Here is a 14,950-nt window from a genome sequence, read left to right as displayed (position 1 = left end):
TCCCGAAGCGGTAAAGGGCAACAACCGCCGTAGATCAGATCATCTTGATTGCACCTGGTTCCACAGCCAGAACATATCCCTTGCGCGCAATGTTCTTGATCAACAACTCGCTCATCATCTGATTGCCCAAGTGGTCACGCAGCCGCTTGATACGCGTCGCGCCAGAGGCTTCGTCGCAATCGACTTCAGGTTTACCTGAAATCATCGACTCAATTTCCAATCCGGACAGAATATCGTCGTCAAGCCGTGCCTCTGCCAACACCGAAAGCGTTTCCAATGCGGCCTCGGTAAGTTTGAACTCCATGTCATTGATTTGCACAATTCGTTCGCCGCGGCTTACGACCAGTGAACTGACTTGAATTCCGCTCTTCTCGATTTCGGCCAGACGGCGCGCGAGAGTGACGAGGAAAACGATCGATACCAGTGCAGCGATAAGCAGCGCAGTCGCGAAGACAAGCAACACGAAAATGATGAAGCGATAGGAGGCCAGCGTGTCGGAAAATGCAGTTCCTGATTGCGCAAGAATTTCCAAAAGCCGGATCTCGCCACCTTGGGTCAGAGCATCATTTTCGATGAAGATGCGTTCGACCCGAATGTTGAAGGCGTTGGCATCAGGCAAGTTCAGAAACAACACGAGTGCGGCGACGACCAGAATGCCGACGATCACAGCCATGCCAATTACAATAACTTGAGTTGGGGAAGGGGCTTTAGAAGCTGAGGAAATATGGTCCGGCATTTTCTTTCCTCCCGTTCAAGCCACCTTCGTCAAACAATGATACAATATTGAGTAAGGTCCAGCCAGCAGCTGCCAAGCGTGGTGCGATAGCGCTTGCAGCTGCTTTGGGCGAGTTGCAGGCCGAGTTTGGAAGCTTCATCACGCCATAGTGCAACTTCAGCGGATTATCTTTCTTGGCCTTGTAGTCAGCATAGCACGCAGCATTGGCTGGGAATGCGAGGGCGGACAGTCCAAGGGCGAGAGCCGATATGAGAATGCGGTGTTTCATGAGGCGACCATGATCCGCGCCGTCCCGTTATTCAATATCAAGCCGTGTTTTTGCACGCGTTATCCGATAACTGCGCGCTGTCATTGAGCGACGCTGCCATCAGCGGCCAAGGTCGACCCATCAAAAGCCTGCCAACACGGGCCCTATGAAAGGAAAGACCATGACTCGCCAATTTATTGCTGCTCTATTGAGCCTCTCACTTGGATTTAGCGCCATGACGACCGCGCCTGCCAGGGCAGATGAAGATGTTGTCAAAATCATAGCAGGTTTGGCGCTGCTTGGAATTCTGGCAAACGCTGCAAAGAAAGATGACCGTCAGGTTGTCACGCAAAACCAGCATCGCCCACGCCACGTGAAGCCAAACCGTCCGCGCCATGTCAAAAAGGTCGCCCCGCGTCGGTGCTTGCGTGAACAATGGACCCATCGCGGCAAACGCGAAGTCTATGGCGCTCGCTGTATGAAGAACAACGCCCGCCACGCTTTGCCGCGAAACTGCAAGCGGAAGATCGAAACACGGAATGGTGTACGTCGATTCTACACGCCGAACTGCCTGCGCAAAAATGGCTGGAGGGCATAATCAACTCAGATAATCGAGCAGGAAGGGCGGGCCGTAAGGTCCGCTCTTTTGCGTTTGGCTAGATGGTTGCGCTTGGTCTCGAATCCGGTTCTTGCTGTTTGGATGTTGGGGCCAGATTTTTCATATGAGCAGGCATTGATTGCCCGCGGAGTTGTGACCATCGCAGGCACCGATGAGGTCGGCCGTGGTCCACTGGCTGGCCCCGTGGTTGCAGCTGCGGTCATTCTGGACCCAAGCAACATTCCCGAAGGCTTGAACGATTCAAAGAAGATCAGCGCCAAGAAACGCGATGTGCTGTTTGACGTCATCAAGTCCTGCGCACGATTCTGTGTCGCCGAGGCATCCGTTGAGGAGATTGACGAGCTGAATATTTACCACGCCTCGCATCTGGCGATGTGTCGCGCGGTTGAGGGGTTGGGTGCGGTTGATCATGTTCTGGTCGATGGCAACAAAATCCCCCGCGACATGGTCACACCAGCGACCGCGATCGTGAAAGGCGACGGCAAGTCACAGTCAATCGCCGCGGCTTCAATATTGGCCAAAGTGACGCGCGACAGACACATGGATGCACTTGCGCAACAATACCCCGGCTACGGATGGGACAAAAATGCCGGTTACCCGACCAAGGGCCACATTTCTGCCCTAATTGAGCTTGGTGTGACCCCACATCATAGACGTAGCTTCAAACCGGTCCACAATATCTTGTGTCATCTATAATTTTCAACACATTGAAATATAAAGATTTTGACAGCGAATCAGCTTTGACTCATCCTTAGGGCAACACAGCGAACAAGCACGACAACGTGCACCAGCTTGGGGCAGACGATGGGTAAAATGACAAAGGTGATGCATGAAGCATTGCCACTGAACACGATTTTAGACGGTGATTGCATTGATGCGATGAACAGCCTTCCAGAAGGCTCCATCGACCTGATCTTTGCAGACCCTCCTTACAATCTTCAATTGCGCGGCGATTTGCATCGCCCTGACAACTCCAAGGTTGATGCGGTCGATGACGCGTGGGACCAGTTTTCATCCTTCAAGAAATACGACGAGTTTACCCAAGCCTGGCTAAAAGCCGCGAAGCGTTTGCTAAAACCAAATGGCGCGATCTGGGTGATCGGATCTTACCACAACATCTTCCGTGTCGGACACGAGTTGCAGAACCAAGGGTTCTGGATGCTCAATGACGTGGTGTGGCGCAAGTCGAACCCGATGCCGAACTTCCGCGGTAAGCGGTTGACCAACGCCCACGAGACGCTGATCTGGGCCTCAAAATCTGAAGGCAGCAAATACACTTTCAACTACGAGGCATTGAAGGCACTCAACGAAGGCACGCAGATGCGCTCCGATTGGGTCCTGCCAATCTGCACCGGCCACGAACGCCTAAAGAACGATGCTGGCGATAAAGCTCATCCGACACAAAAGCCTGAAAGCCTGCTTCACCGCGTCTTGGTTGCGACCACCAACCCGGGCGACGTGGTTCTTGACCCGTTCTTTGGCACAGGCACAACAGGTGCTGTTGCCAAGAAGCTTGGTCGTGATTTCATCGGTATCGAGCGTGAAGCCGCGTATCGTGAAGTTGCCGAGAAGCGATTGAAGAACGTGCGCAAATTTGACCGCACATCTCTTGAAGTTACGCAATCCAAACGCGCTGAGCCTCGCGTTCCGTTCGGCCAACTGGTTGAACGCGGCATGCTGACACCTGGTGAAGAGCTCTGGAGCCTGAACGGGCGTCACAAAGCAAAAATCCGCGCCGATGGCACATTGATTGGCGACGACGTCAAAGGCTCGATCCATCAGGTAGGCGCCGCGCTGGAAGGTGCTCCAAGCTGCAATGGTTGGACCTACTGGACGTTCAAACGCGATGGCAAGAAGGTTCCTATTGATTTGCTACGCCAGCAAATCCGCGCGGAGATGAACTAAGCACACCAAAATTCAAAGTTACCGCCTGTGCCTGCGGCCTAACCGCAGCACATAACTGCCCCGCCCTAACCCAAGGTGCGGGGCATTTTTTTCACGCGGTTTCACGGTTCGTGGCACTGGCCACATCAGCAGGTAATGGCTAACCTAGCGGCAATTGAATTTGTTTATTGGTTAGAACGGCTCTTGATGTCCGAATTAGAAAAGATGGAAACGGAATTGGTTCAGCTGACTAAACAGCTGGCCGAATTTCTGTCGCTTCCGCCCACCGAACGCAGCATTCCGGGGTTTGCCAAAATTTGGCGCCCTATCTCCCGATATCGGGTCAAACTGCGCACGGCTTTGCAAGACCACGGCTCTATCTTGTCTGACCCGAGGTATCGCGATGCCAAAGGGTCCGAAATTCAACAGCGCGTCGGCTACAACGCAGCCCATACACGATTACGTCTGTGGCCGCGCATTGAAGACATGGTGAACAGGCAGATTACACCAGAAGCCAAACGCCTCATGCCGCAGCCGACGGAATATATGGATGGTGCGCATAATCGGTATGTGAATCATATCTATGCGGCCCTTCACACGCTGGCATTGCCTTCGGCCGAGGCGATGTTGAACCTGATTTCTGATGCTCACCCCGATATCGCGTTACCGGCCACACATTTCGAGGCGCTCGTGCATGCAGCATATCGCATCTGTCTGGCTCAGGGGCGAACTACTCCACCACGTTTCCTTGATGTCGGCTGTGGTGGTGGGACTAAAATTTGGGCTGCTTTGCCCTATTTTCCGGATGCGAGCGGACTAGAAAACAACCCGACCCAAGTGCAAGTTGGGGCAGCCGCGATGGCAAAAATCAACGCGCCCGCAGAGTGTATCATAGAGGCGGATGCGCGCCGGTTTTTCGACTATTCGAGCTATGACGTGATCTATTTCTATCAGCCGCTGAAAGACCCTGATGGGCTGAGGGAAATGGAAGATCAGATTCTGGAGCAGGCCCGCCCAGGAACCATATTGATCGCACCTTACGCGGCGTTTTCGGCGGCAGAGGGTGATCTGCGGTGTTCAAGAATTGCACCGTCAATTTATGTGGCCGGAATTGCGCCCTCCCAAACCGAAAAGCTTTGCGCGCGGGCAGAGATGATCGGGACGGACGCGCCCGAACACAGCAATTCGTTTGATGCTGCACTTGGCTATTGGCGGCCCGTTGTCGATGCGTCGCGCCGGAATGGCTACACTCTGTAAGCTACAAACACAGATACAGATTTTCCAAGGTGTAATCGGGCAGCGTTCGGGTGGAAGCATATTCTGCGCGACGTCCACGCTTCGCGCAAATGCGGTTAGCTTCGGCCTGCGACAGGGTTTTCGCGTCGGCGGGGTCACCATAGGACGTAATTTGGATTTTTACACTGTCCCCATTGAAATCAGAGACAACAGGTTGTGGCGGTGGAATACATCCCGCGAGTAGCAATATTGCGGCGATGATCAATGTGTTGTGCACGAGGTGAGTCCTTTCTTGGGGTCAGCTCGTCAATGCTAACCTCAAGAAGGTAAACAAATACTTATGCCTACCGTGGCATAGGGTTGGTTGCGGCCTTGTAAGGGCCCCAGTCGGTTACCTCTGGGTAATACATCGCCCGCCATTTCCGGACACGCGGGTTCATAATGCGGCGATAGATCGGTGGGACCATCGCGGCCATTGTCATAACGGGGTATCCATAGGGCAGCTGTGGTGCGTCTTCTTCGGTGTAGTTCTGTAAGAGCGGAAAGCGGCGGTCAGGCTTGTAGTGGTGGTCGGAATGACGCTGCAGGTTGATGAGCAGCCAATTTGACGCTTTATGCGCGGCGTTCCACGAATGACGCGGCTGAACATGCTCGTACTTGCCGTCGCCCAAGTGCTTTCGGGTCAGCCCATAGTGTTCAATGTAGTTGACCAACTCCAACTGCCAGATGGCAACGTAGGCCTGAAATACGAAAAGCCCGAGACCAGCCCAACCACCAAGTAGAAATGCGAGTATCAGCATCCCGAGTTGCAACGCGGCATAGCGATAGAATGGGTTGCTGAAATCCGTCGCAGGTAGGTTCTTGCGGGCGAGCATCGCTTTCTCCGCGCTCCATGCCGACTTGATGCTTTGGCGTAGAACGCGTGGAAAGAACCGGTGGAAACCTTCGTTATATCGGGCAGTCACCGGATCTTTGGGCGTTGCCACATAGCGATGATGGGTTAGCAGGTGTTCCGAACGGAAATGCGAATAAAGCACCGACGCCAAAAGAAGATCACCCAGCCATCGCTCCAACTTGTTTTTCTGGTGCATAAGCTCGTGGCTGTAGTTGATGCCGATCGTTCCGGAGATAATCCCAACACCGAAGAAAAGCGCGATCTGCTCACCGCCGGATAGATGGTCTGCACGAGTTGCGTAGGCGATCATCCCAAAGATCAGAATGAACTGCAGCGGAAACCACATCATGGTGATTGCGCGATACCAAAACAGATCGTCCTCGGTCGTGTCCAGATCGGCATTGTCGAGGTTAAGGCCGATGATTGCATCCAAAATCGAAAACATCCCCCACCCGTATATAGGTAGCAGCACCAGCCACCAGCCGCCCTGCGATGCGCCAATCAGGCCCAAAGGGATCATGAGAAGTGAAAGCCAGAACGGCACTGCCGCGCTGAATTTCGAGACCTCGGTCGTGGTCAGAGTTGTCATGGTGCACCTTTGCGGGTCTGGGTCGGTCGGGCTAACAGTACTGCGATATTCAGCGGCACTCAATTCTGCTCAAAGCGATGTTTTGCCACGTCAAAAACCTTTCGCATAACAGTCGGAAGGTCTGACGGGCGGAACGAAAGATGTGGGATGAACACTCCCTTATCTGGTGGTGTATCCGCCCGCGCGGTCATTACGTTTAGGATCAGATGAAAGTGGGTAAACGTGTGGCGGACGTCCACACCTGCAGGCTCCCACGAGGTTTGGATAGGTGGTGCAGGGATCGGCTCCTCAGTCCAGTCGGACCCGGGCCAACCCAACATTCCGCCTAATAGACCCTTGTTCGGGCGCGTCTCAAGCAGCCAGTCCCCTTTGGAATTTCGCAGAACATAAGCGACGCCGCGGCGGGTTGGCTTTGCCTTCTTGGCAATTTTTCGAGGAAGCTCTGGCGCAATGCCCGCTGCGCGCCCCTCACACCCGTCGCGCCACGGGCAAATTCCACATGCGGGTTTTTTGGGGGTGCAGATCGTCGCTCCTAAATCCATCACCGATTGAGCGTAGTCTCCGGCCCGTTCGCGCGGTGTTAGAGCCTGTGCGAGATCCATCAACTCCGGTTTTGCGGTCGGTAGGGGCGTTTCAACTGCGTGAATTCGCGCCATCACGCGCTCCACGTTGCCGTCCAAAACGGTTTCCGGAAGGTCGAATGCAATCGATGCGATCGCAGCCGAGGTGTACGGCCCAATCCCCGGAAGCGCCTGCAAGCTTTCGCGGCTACTCGGAAACACCCCTCCATGCTCAGTGGCTACGACCCGGGCGCATTTGAGCAGGTTGCGGGCGCGTGCGTAGTAGCCAAGGCCTGCCCATGCGGCCATCACCTCCGGGTCGTCGGCGGCAGCAAGATCATCGACCGTCGGCCAAAGATTGGTGAACTTGACGAAATAGTCCTTTACGGCTGCGACAGTCGTTTGCTGTAACATCACTTCGCTAAGCCAAATGCGATAGGGATCAGGCATGACGCCGCGCGCGCGATCATGAGGCGCAACGCGCCACGGCATGTCGCGGGCGTGCTGGTCGTACCACGCAAGAAGTGAGCCGGAAGTGACAGGTTCACGCAAAGTTTATGTCCTTCTCAGGTCGCTTTTGTCTGACACCACGGCGGCGAGGCGTTAAGTTATCGGTGCAACCTAAGGCAAAAACCGTGACTCGCAAGCAGGCACCATATTCCGCGTCCACTGCCAAGGATCGCCCGACCTACCGTCGGCGCGGCTCCAAGGGATTTTCGGCGATGTCTGGCTTCCTTGACGGACAAATCCGTCAGGCGGGTGAAAAACGTGGATTTGCAGTCATGCGCTTGCTGACTCACTGGAACGAGATTGTCGGTGATGATACCGCCAAAATGGCCCACCCAGTTGACGTAGGCTATGGACGCGAAGGGTTCGGGGCCACTTTGACCGTCCTGTGCTCGGGGTCTAGCGCCCTGTTGGTGCAACAGATGCTTCCGCAAATTCGTGAGAAGGTGAATGCGTGTTATGGCTACTCGGCGATTAGCCGCGTCCGAATTACCCAGACCGCGCCCGTCGGGTTTAGCGAGGGGCAAATGTCGTTCACAGCGGCGTCCAAGCAAAAGGCGCCCCCACCACAGCATGTGATTTCTGCCAGCAAAGAACTAGCTAGCAATGTAGAAAGCGATGGCTTGCGCCGCGCATTGGAACAACTTGGCCAAAATGTTATGGCCCGTAAATCGAACACCTGAGAAGGAATACAAGCAGATGAACCGCAATATCCTGATCGCCATTATAGGCGTCCTTGCTATCGGTCTGGGCGCATTCGTGCTGACGGGCAATTCCCCGGAGCCGGTTACGCCACTGAACGCACAAACGGCTGATGCCAGCGATATCGACACGTCAAGCGTCAAGGAAATGGCAATTGGTGACGCAGATGCGCCAATTACCTTGATCGAGTACGCGTCTTTCACCTGCCCGCATTGCGCGACCTTCCACCAGAATGTCTTCAAGCAGTTGAAGAAGGACTATGTAGATACTGGCAAAGTGAAATTCGTGTTCCGTGAAGTCTACTTTGATCGCTACGGCCTATGGGCTGGCATGGTTGCACGCTGTGGTGGCGGAATGCGGTACTTCGGAATTACCGACCTGATTTTCGAACACCAAAGAGAATGGGCGCAGGGTGAACCTGCTCAAATCGCGGGCAATCTTCGCAAGTTCGGCAAGCAAGCCGGTTTGGACGATGAAACTCTTGACGCATGTATGACCGATGGCGACAAAGCAGCGGCCATGACGGCTGTTTACCAGAAGAACGCTGAGGCAGACGGGATCCGGTCCACGCCTTCCTTGGTGATCAATGGCAAGCTTCATGAAAACATGAGCTACGATGATCTGAAAAAGATCCTCGACGCCGAGCTTTAAGCTTAGAACAGTCTGGTCAGTGCTGTATCCAGCGCTGACCAATCCTCGATTTCCAACCGAACAGGCACCGCCAGAACTTTTGCCCGGAATTCATCTGGCAAACGGGTTGCGTCTTTTTCTGTGGTCACCAGTTGAGCACCTAAAAGCCGCGCTTCGCTCTCAAGCCGCGTCATCAAGGCCTGCGACAAGGGCTGATGGTCTTCAAGTGCTTCGGATTTCACAAGTTCGGCCCCAAGCTCCTGAACCGTTGCAAAAAACTTTTGCGGGTGACCAATACCGGCGAAGGCAAGAACACGACTGCCTTGCCAGTCCATACCGGTTTGAAGTGGCGTCAGATGTCCTTGTAAATGCGGGCAGGGAGGACGACCCCAAGTTTGCACGAAGTGACTTTGGGCTTTCTTTGGCCCAATACTCAGCAGCAAGTCAGCGCGCGAAAGCCCCGTCTCAATTGGCTCCCTCAATGGCCCTGCAGGCAGAACCTTCCCGTTGCCAAACCCGCGAGACGCATCCACCACGACAATCGCCAGGTCTTTGTGCAACGCAGGATTTTGGAACCCGTCGTCCAGAATAATAGCATCCGCGCCACTTTGAACGGCCAGCTTCGCACCTTGGCTGCGATCCGGCGAAACCCATGTTGGTGCAAAAGCCGCAAGCAACAATGGCTCGTCCCCGACATCTGCCGCGCGGTGGGTGCGTTCGTTGACCTGCACTGCTGACGTCACTGACCCGCCATACCCGCGCGACACAATATGCGGGGTGTGCCCCATCTCTTGCAGTCGCTGTGCCAGCGCAATCACGGTGGGCGTCTTTCCCGTCCCACCTGCGTTAATGTTGCCGACGCATATTACCGGCACACCCAGCTTCAATGGGGTTCCTTTTGCCAGGCGTCGTGCCGTACCCGCCGCGTAAATTGTGCCAAGGGGGGATAGCAGCGTCGATCTAAGGCCGGGTGGACGGTACCAGAAGCGGGGTGGCTGCATCAGGCTCCCTCCACTTTGCGATCGAGCGCGGCGATTATTTCAACAAATGCCGCCTCAGCAGCTTGCGCACCTTGGCTGCTGATCTCCCATGCGGCGTGAGCCATCGCCGCAGATCGATGAGGTTCAAGTAGTTCAACTACGGCCTGACCCAAGCTGGGCGCATCCGTGACCAAACGCGCGCCTCCTGCCTCATCGAGGCGGTCATACACGTCTTTAGCGTTTGCCACATGCGGGCCATGCAGAATGGCGGAGCCAAGTGCAGCAGGTTCATACGGATTGTGGCCGCCGATTTCTGCAAGCGACCCACCAAGAAAATTCAGGGGAGCGATGCGATACCAAAGCCCCATCTCGCCCAGGGTATCGGCTATGTAGATGTCCATCACGGCATCGGGTTCTGTGCCTTCCGACCGCAACGCAACCCGCCAGCCGGATTTGCGCAACATCTCGGCAATCGCCGGACCGCGTTCGGGGTGTCGCGGAGCGATGATCAACAGCAATCGCGGGGCGGCGCGACGGGCGAGGCGTTGTGCTTCGGCGGCAATTTCATCCTCCCCCGGATGGGTGGACGCCGCGAGCCAAACTGGGCGGGTTTCAAGCGCCGTAGATATTTTCTCGCGTTCTTTTTCGTCATGCGGCAAGGCACCGCTGCTCTCCTTGAGGGAGCCATTGATGCGCACCTTACTGGACAGGGCTCCGAGGCGCAGAAGGTGTTTGGCAGTGACCCTGTCTTGAGTAAGAAACAGGTCGAACCTGCCAAGTAGTGCACCGGCGGTACCACGCAGCCAAAGCCACTTTTTGTAGGAATCGTGCGACATGCGGGTGTTGAGTGAAATCATCGCAATCCCACGCGCGCTCGTTTCGTATATTAGCGCGGGCCATAGCTCGCTTTCTGTCCAAACAGCGACGTCCGGCTTCCAGTGATCAAGAAAGGATTGAACGAATGGCCGCGCGTCCAGTGGCACAAACTGGTGAATGGTCTGGTCGGGAAGTCGCGACTCGAGCAAATCGGCTGAACTACGGGTGCCTGTGGTGATAAGCACATTCAAGTCGGGTCTTTCGTCGATCAAGGACTCGATAAGGTCCAGCAACGAGAGGGACTCCCCGACCGAAGCGGCATGAAACCAGATTAGCTCGCCGCGCGGGCGCGGCTGCGAGGCGATGCCTCGACGCTCGTCGATACGATCGGGGTCTTCTTTTCCATCGGCCAAGCGGGAGGCCAGCTTGCGATTAGCAAGCGGAACCATCCAGCGAGACGCCGTCAGATAAAGTGCCAGCATTGGTGAAAACGCCATCGCGGGGCCTGTATGGTCGAGTTAGCTACCGAGCTCTTCTGTCGGTGATGCTTCGGTTTTTTCGTCGCGCAGGCGGTGGATATGCGCGATGAAATAGCGCATGTGCGCGTTATCGACTGTCTTTTGCGCTTCAGACTTCCATGCGTCATAGGCAGTGGCGTAGTCCGGATACATTCCGACGATGTGGATGTCGTTGACGTCTTTGAAGGCGTTCTTTGTCGGGTCGACAAGCTCGCCGCCGAAAACAAGGTGAAGGCGCTGGGTCATGAGGGTAGCTCCGGTGTTACTTCGAATTGCGGCGACAATAGGCGATGGCTCTGGGTAGCAACAGGGGCTTATTGAGGCTCTGGCTGACGAATGCGGGCCTGCAAGGCTTTATGCAGTATTGGGCCAGCTGCATGGCAGCCTTTGGTCTTCGGATGCGGGTTGTTAAAGGCCAGCGGGCTGTCATGGCGGTCGGTCACGGTTCCACCTGCCTGCCGCACGATCAGGTCACCCGCAGCGATGTCCCATTCCCAGCAATCGCGCAGCGTGAGCATTGCGTCGTAGCGCCCTTGCGCTACCAAGCAGAGGCGATAGGCCAAAGACGGGCGAAACTTGCGCTGGACCGGTGGAACGTCACCAATCCAGTGCTCAGGCCGCATGTTTGGCTTGGTCGCCAGGACCGTCGCTCCATCTAGATCAGGTCGAGATGAAGTGACGATATCCTCGCCATTTAGGGTCGCGTGGCCGGACTCTGTGGCTGCGAACAGCAAATCCATCATCGGGACATAAACCACCGCGGTGGTGATCCTGCCATTTTCCGCGATCGCAAGAGAGTGGGAAAAATGACGTTCCCCAGCAATAAACGCACGAGTGCCATCAATTGGATCAACGATAAACACGCGGTCGCGAGACAGTCTGGCGCTGTCATCCTCGGTTTCTTCGGACAGCCATCCGTAGGTCGCGCGGGCGGCCAACAGATCGGTTCTCAGCATATCGTCGATAGCCAGATCGGCCTCGGTTACGGGTCCAGCATTACCTGCCTTATCCCACACCTCGGGTGACGCGTTGAAGTACTTGCGCGCGATATCTCCGCTGGCCTGCGCAGCATCGATCAATAATTTAAGGTCATCAGTCGCCGGCAAGGGTTAGCCCTTCAACAAGAAGGCTGGGAACTACGCGCGACAGGTAAGTTCGGGCATCGTTGGCCGGTTGAATCCGTGGCAACATGTCTAGCAAATTTCCTGCGACAGTGCATTCGTTGATTGCATATTGAGGCTCGCCATTTTCAACCCAGATACCTGATGCGCCGCGTGAATAGTCACCTGTGTTTGGATTAATCGTCGATCCGATCATCGAAGTAATCCAAAGCCCGGTTCCCATTTCTTTCATCAAGTCTTGCAGGCTGCGATCCCCTTGCGTGAGCGCGATATTGGACACTGATGGGCCGGGCGGCCCAGAGGTTCCGCGAGATGCGGACGCGGTGCTTTCCAAGCCCAGCTTGCGGGCATTGGCAAGGTCCAGTGTCCAGCTTTGCAAAACCCCGTTCCGCACGATGTCACGCGGTGCTGTAGGAAGCCCTTCACCGTCAAACGGCTTCGAGCCGGAAATGCGAGGGCGGTGGGGGTTCTCGGTGATCGCAAGGCCCGAAGGCAAAATCTGCTCGCCCAGTTTCCCCATTAACCAAGAGGAACCTCGCGAGATCATTGATCCGTTTGACGCGACAAGAAGATGGCCGATTAGCGAGGATGCAATACGCTCGTCAAAAATCACGGGGTATGATCCAGTTTTTGGGCGGCGGGCACCGGTGCGGGCAATTGTGCGCTCCGCTGCTATGCGTCCGACATCATCAGCACTGGGCAGCTCGTTCTGGAAAATCCGGCTTTCGCCATAATAGTCGCGCTCCATCGCGCTTCCTTCGCCCGCAATGGCCACACAAGAAAGACTGCGACTTGATCTGCGGTATCCACCCGAAAAGCCGTTGGACGTTGCAAGGTGAATGCGCCGACGACCATAACCGGCAGAGGCGGACTGAACCTGATTAATACCATCCTGTGCCAAGGCGGAGGCTTCCGCACGCTTGGCGTTCTCTTCCAAATCCGCCGCTTTGGGTTCGGCTGTTGGATCAAAAAGCTCTAGCGCATCGACATCCCAATCCTTGGCAAACTGCGATGGGTCAGCGAGGCCGATATAAGGATCCTCCGGTGCTTCTTTCGCCATAGCAACGGCGCGCTCCGCCATCGTGCTTAAAGTCGCATCGTCGAATAATGAGGACGAAACAACGGCCTGTCTCTGGCCGATCATCACGCGCAGACCGATATCTATGCCCTCGGATCGTTCGGCATGCTCCAGCTTCCCGCCAAGCACATCAATGGACACGGAAGTCCCGTCAACGGCCATCGCGTCCGCGCTATCGGCACCAGCCTTTCGGGCGGCAAGCAGCATGCGGTCGGTCAGGGCAGACAGGTCTTGGGACATGGGAGAGCTCCGATAAATCTACACGTGGACGTAGTCTTGTGAGCGGAGGCTTGCAAGGCGCCATGGCAAGGATTGCTTGCAACTTCGTCGTCGGGTGGGTCAGATAGCGTAAGTTTTTTGGAGAGTTCCATGGTTGATCTTACGGGAAAAACAGCGCTTATCACCGGCGCTAGCAGAGGCATCGGGGCAGATACCGCACGCATAATGGCTGCCGCTGGCGCGCATGTTGTACTGCTCGCAAGAAGCACGCGTGATTTGGAAGTGCTGGCGGCTGAGATCGGAGCGCAGGCGATTGTTTGTCCCGCAGATGTAGCCAACTACGACGATTGGTCCAAGGCCGTGACGGTTGCCATGGAGCAAACCGGCCGCATCGACATATTGGTGAACAATGCCGGCCTAATCGACCCCATCTCGCGATTGGAAAACAGCGACCCTAAGGAATGGGCCAAATTGATCGATGTGAATCTCAAAGGTGTCTACTATGGCGTGAGATCAACATTGCCGACGATGCTATCCCAAGGTTCGGGAACGATACTAAACATCAGCTCCGGCGCGGCGCATGGCCCGATGGAGGGTTGGAGTGCCTATTGTTCATCAAAAGCCGGTGCCGCCATGTTGACACGCTGTATTCATAAAGAGCATGGCGATGCGGGTATCCGCGTTATGGGGCTTTCGCCGGGCACGGTCGCGACTGAAATGCAGGTGAAAATCAAGGCTAGCGGCATCAATCCAGTAAGTGAGTTAGACCCTTCGGTGCATATTCCGGCTGAATGGCCCGCCAAGGCGTTGCTGTGGATGTGTGGCGCGGATGCGGACGCGTTCTTGGGTGAAGAAGTCTCGCTGCGTGACGAAGATGTTCGTCGGCGGGTGGGCCTTGGAGAATGATTGAGGTGAGCAAGGGCGACGCCATTTGGGTCATCAAGATCAACCGACCCGAGAAGGCAAACTCGCTGACACGCCGCATGCTGAGAGACTTGGCAATTGCTGTAGAGTCTGCGGCGGGTGAGGTGCAGGCCATAATTTTGACCGGTGAAGGCAAGGTTTTCAGCGCAGGCGCGGATATGGAGGCGGCAAAGGCGGGGTTGGCCACCGATCCGATTTGGGAACGCTTATCAAAGGCCATAGCGGATTTCCCGGGTCTGAGCATCGCCGCCTTAAATGGTACCTTAGCGGGCGGGGCCATGGGAATGGCGCTTGCCTGCGATCTGCGTATTTGCGTGCCGACTGCGAAGTTCTTCTATCCGGTGATGAGGCTCGGGTTCCTTCCGCAACCCTCAGACCCCGCACGCTTGGTCGCACTGGTCGGCCCCGCAAGGGCCAAGATGATCCTGGTGGCAGGGCAGAAAGTCGAGGCGACGGAAGCCCTCCAGTGGGGCTTGGTGGACCGGATCGTGGAATCCGGCGATTTGCTCGACGCTGCCAAGTCATTGGCGGAAGATGTGGTTGTAGCCACGCCAGAACATGCGGCTGCGATCAAGGCGATGCTTGGCTAAGGGGCTTCATTCAGTGAAGCGCCCGCCCCATAGGGCTTTCTTTGCTTTCGGTGACGGACTAGAGGTTATCAAACACTCCGGAACGACCAAAGGCGCATG

18 protein-coding genes are annotated in these 14,950 nt (G+C 55.8%); 8 read left to right on the top strand and 10 right to left on the bottom strand.

Annotation, left to right across the window (positions count from 1 at the left end):
- Positions 1-34: 34 nt before the first annotated feature.
- Together BDE40_RS15995 and BDE40_RS15990 are read right to left on the bottom strand one after the other, a co-directional pair.
- Entirely contained in the window at positions 35-673 is a 639-nt protein-coding gene (locus BDE40_RS15995; protein WP_425462406.1) for a winged helix-turn-helix domain-containing protein, read from the bottom strand.
- Between the two features lie 34 nt (positions 674-707).
- Positions 708-1,004, bottom strand: a complete 297-nt coding sequence (locus BDE40_RS15990; RefSeq protein WP_134016240.1) for a hypothetical protein — start codon at positions 1,002-1,004, stop codon at positions 708-710.
- Between the two features lie 160 nt (positions 1,005-1,164).
- Between BDE40_RS15990 and BDE40_RS15985 the strand changes: the two genes are divergently transcribed.
- The 4 genes from BDE40_RS15985 to BDE40_RS15970 all read left to right on the top strand — a co-directional run bounded on the left by BDE40_RS15985 (position 1,165) and on the right by BDE40_RS15970 (position 4,743).
- Positions 1,165-1,581, top strand: coding sequence for a hypothetical protein (locus BDE40_RS15985; RefSeq protein WP_134016238.1), 417 nt, complete (start codon positions 1,165-1,167; stop codon positions 1,579-1,581).
- A 102-nt stretch (positions 1,582-1,683) separates the two neighbouring features.
- A complete protein-coding gene (rnhB, locus tag BDE40_RS15980; protein ID WP_134016236.1) occupies positions 1,684-2,298 on the top strand; it encodes a ribonuclease HII in 615 nt (204 codons plus the stop codon).
- 108 nt (positions 2,299-2,406) lie between these two features.
- On the top strand, positions 2,407-3,507 hold the full coding sequence (locus BDE40_RS15975) for a site-specific DNA-methyltransferase (RefSeq protein ID WP_073145537.1): 1,101 nt from the start codon (positions 2,407-2,409) through the stop codon (positions 3,505-3,507).
- Positions 3,508-3,693: 186 nt separating this feature from the next.
- Positions 3,694-4,743 (top strand): class I SAM-dependent methyltransferase, encoded by a 1,050-nt coding sequence (locus BDE40_RS15970; RefSeq protein WP_134016234.1) that lies wholly within the window; start codon positions 3,694-3,696, stop codon positions 4,741-4,743.
- 1 nt (position 4,744) lies between these two features.
- On the opposite strand, the gene BDE40_RS15965 is transcribed toward BDE40_RS15970, so the two are convergent.
- From BDE40_RS15965 to mutY, 3 genes are all read right to left on the bottom strand, one after another.
- Positions 4,745-4,999: a hypothetical protein gene (locus tag BDE40_RS15965; RefSeq protein ID WP_134016232.1), complete on the bottom strand. Its 255-nt coding sequence runs from the start codon at positions 4,997-4,999 to the stop codon at positions 4,745-4,747.
- 67 nt (positions 5,000-5,066) lie between these two features.
- The gene (locus BDE40_RS15960; RefSeq protein WP_134016230.1) at positions 5,067-6,206 is read right to left on the bottom strand and encodes an alkane 1-monooxygenase; all 1,140 of its coding nucleotides are present in this window, start codon (positions 6,204-6,206) and stop codon (positions 5,067-5,069) included.
- A 59-nt stretch (positions 6,207-6,265) separates the two neighbouring features.
- A complete protein-coding gene (gene mutY, locus BDE40_RS15955; protein ID WP_134016228.1) occupies positions 6,266-7,318 on the bottom strand; it encodes an A/G-specific adenine glycosylase in 1,053 nt (350 codons plus the stop codon).
- 83 nt (positions 7,319-7,401) lie between these two features.
- Here mutY and BDE40_RS15950 point away from each other — a divergent pair, with 83 nt between their 5' ends.
- On the top strand, positions 7,402-7,956 hold the full coding sequence (locus tag BDE40_RS15950; protein WP_425462405.1) for a DUF721 domain-containing protein: 555 nt from the start codon (positions 7,402-7,404) through the stop codon (positions 7,954-7,956).
- Positions 7,957-7,972: 16 nt separating this feature from the next.
- The gene (locus BDE40_RS15945; RefSeq protein ID WP_134016226.1) at positions 7,973-8,626 is read left to right on the top strand and encodes a DsbA family protein; all 654 of its coding nucleotides are present in this window, start codon (positions 7,973-7,975) and stop codon (positions 8,624-8,626) included.
- 2 nt (positions 8,627-8,628) lie between these two features.
- On the opposite strand, the gene lpxK is transcribed toward BDE40_RS15945, so the two are convergent.
- The 5 genes from lpxK to BDE40_RS15920 form a co-directional block, all read right to left on the bottom strand.
- The gene (gene lpxK, locus BDE40_RS15940) at positions 8,629-9,606 is read right to left on the bottom strand and encodes a tetraacyldisaccharide 4'-kinase (RefSeq protein ID WP_134016224.1); all 978 of its coding nucleotides are present in this window, start codon (positions 9,604-9,606) and stop codon (positions 8,629-8,631) included.
- Complete coding sequence (locus tag BDE40_RS15935) at positions 9,606-10,898, bottom strand: 3-deoxy-D-manno-octulosonic acid transferase (RefSeq protein ID WP_134016222.1); 1,293 nt, start codon at positions 10,896-10,898, stop codon at positions 9,606-9,608. Before BDE40_RS15935 ends, lpxK begins: the two co-directional genes overlap by 1 nt.
- A gap of 21 nt (positions 10,899-10,919) precedes the next feature.
- Positions 10,920-11,165: a DUF4170 domain-containing protein gene (locus BDE40_RS15930; RefSeq protein WP_134016220.1), complete on the bottom strand. Its 246-nt coding sequence runs from the start codon at positions 11,163-11,165 to the stop codon at positions 10,920-10,922.
- Between the two features lie 68 nt (positions 11,166-11,233).
- The gene (locus BDE40_RS15925; protein ID WP_134016218.1) at positions 11,234-12,025 is read right to left on the bottom strand and encodes a 3'(2'),5'-bisphosphate nucleotidase CysQ; all 792 of its coding nucleotides are present in this window, start codon (positions 12,023-12,025) and stop codon (positions 11,234-11,236) included.
- A complete protein-coding gene (locus tag BDE40_RS15920) occupies positions 12,012-13,358 on the bottom strand; it encodes a TldD/PmbA family protein (protein ID WP_134016216.1) in 1,347 nt (448 codons plus the stop codon). The genes BDE40_RS15925 and BDE40_RS15920 overlap by 14 nt, the downstream gene beginning before the upstream one ends.
- Positions 13,359-13,487: 129 nt before the next feature.
- Here BDE40_RS15920 and BDE40_RS15915 point away from each other — a divergent pair, with 129 nt between their 5' ends.
- Complete coding sequence (locus tag BDE40_RS15915) at positions 13,488-14,243, top strand: SDR family oxidoreductase (RefSeq protein ID WP_134016214.1); 756 nt, start codon at positions 13,488-13,490, stop codon at positions 14,241-14,243.
- Entirely contained in the window at positions 14,240-14,851 is a 612-nt protein-coding gene (locus tag BDE40_RS15910) for an enoyl-CoA hydratase/isomerase family protein (RefSeq protein WP_134016212.1), read from the top strand. The genes BDE40_RS15915 and BDE40_RS15910 overlap by 4 nt, the downstream gene beginning before the upstream one ends.
- Positions 14,852-14,950: the final 99 nt, after the last annotated feature.

The organism is Litoreibacter halocynthiae (genome assembly GCF_004365635.1).
Lineage (GTDB): Bacteria > Pseudomonadota > Alphaproteobacteria > Rhodobacterales > Rhodobacteraceae > Litoreibacter > Litoreibacter halocynthiae.
This window is presented reverse-complemented; position numbering and strand designations above follow the sequence as displayed.

What these genes read in the sequence shown, in the direction of transcription:
- BDE40_RS15995 (WP_425462406.1), bottom strand. Translation starts at nt 673, where the DNA reads ATGGCTGTGATCGTCGGCATTCTGGTCGTCGCCGCACTCGTGTTGTTT.
- BDE40_RS15990 (WP_134016240.1), bottom strand. Translation starts at nt 1,004, where the DNA reads ATGAAACACCGCATTCTCATATCGGCTCTCGCCCTTGGACTGTCCGCC.
- BDE40_RS15985 (WP_134016238.1), top strand. Translation starts at nt 1,165, where the DNA reads ATGACTCGCCAATTTATTGCTGCTCTATTGAGCCTCTCACTTGGATTT.
- rnhB (WP_134016236.1), top strand. Translation starts at nt 1,684, where the DNA reads ATGTTGGGGCCAGATTTTTCATATGAGCAGGCATTGATTGCCCGCGGA.
- BDE40_RS15975 (WP_073145537.1), top strand. Translation starts at nt 2,407, where the DNA reads ATGGGTAAAATGACAAAGGTGATGCATGAAGCATTGCCACTGAACACG.
- BDE40_RS15970 (WP_134016234.1), top strand. Translation starts at nt 3,694, where the DNA reads ATGTCCGAATTAGAAAAGATGGAAACGGAATTGGTTCAGCTGACTAAA.
- BDE40_RS15960 (WP_134016230.1), bottom strand. Translation starts at nt 6,206, where the DNA reads ATGACAACTCTGACCACGACCGAGGTCTCGAAATTCAGCGCGGCAGTG.
- BDE40_RS15945 (WP_134016226.1), top strand. Translation starts at nt 7,973, where the DNA reads ATGAACCGCAATATCCTGATCGCCATTATAGGCGTCCTTGCTATCGGT.
- lpxK (WP_134016224.1), bottom strand. Translation starts at nt 9,606, where the DNA reads ATGCAGCCACCCCGCTTCTGGTACCGTCCACCCGGCCTTAGATCGACG.
- BDE40_RS15935 (WP_134016222.1), bottom strand. Translation starts at nt 10,898, where the DNA reads ATGGCGTTTTCACCAATGCTGGCACTTTATCTGACGGCGTCTCGCTGG.
- BDE40_RS15930 (WP_134016220.1), bottom strand. Translation starts at nt 11,165, where the DNA reads ATGACCCAGCGCCTTCACCTTGTTTTCGGCGGCGAGCTTGTCGACCCG.
- BDE40_RS15920 (WP_134016216.1), bottom strand. Translation starts at nt 13,358, where the DNA reads ATGTCCCAAGACCTGTCTGCCCTGACCGACCGCATGCTGCTTGCCGCC.
- BDE40_RS15915 (WP_134016214.1), top strand. Translation starts at nt 13,488, where the DNA reads ATGGTTGATCTTACGGGAAAAACAGCGCTTATCACCGGCGCTAGCAGA.
- BDE40_RS15910 (WP_134016212.1), top strand. Translation starts at nt 14,240, where the DNA reads ATGATTGAGGTGAGCAAGGGCGACGCCATTTGGGTCATCAAGATCAAC.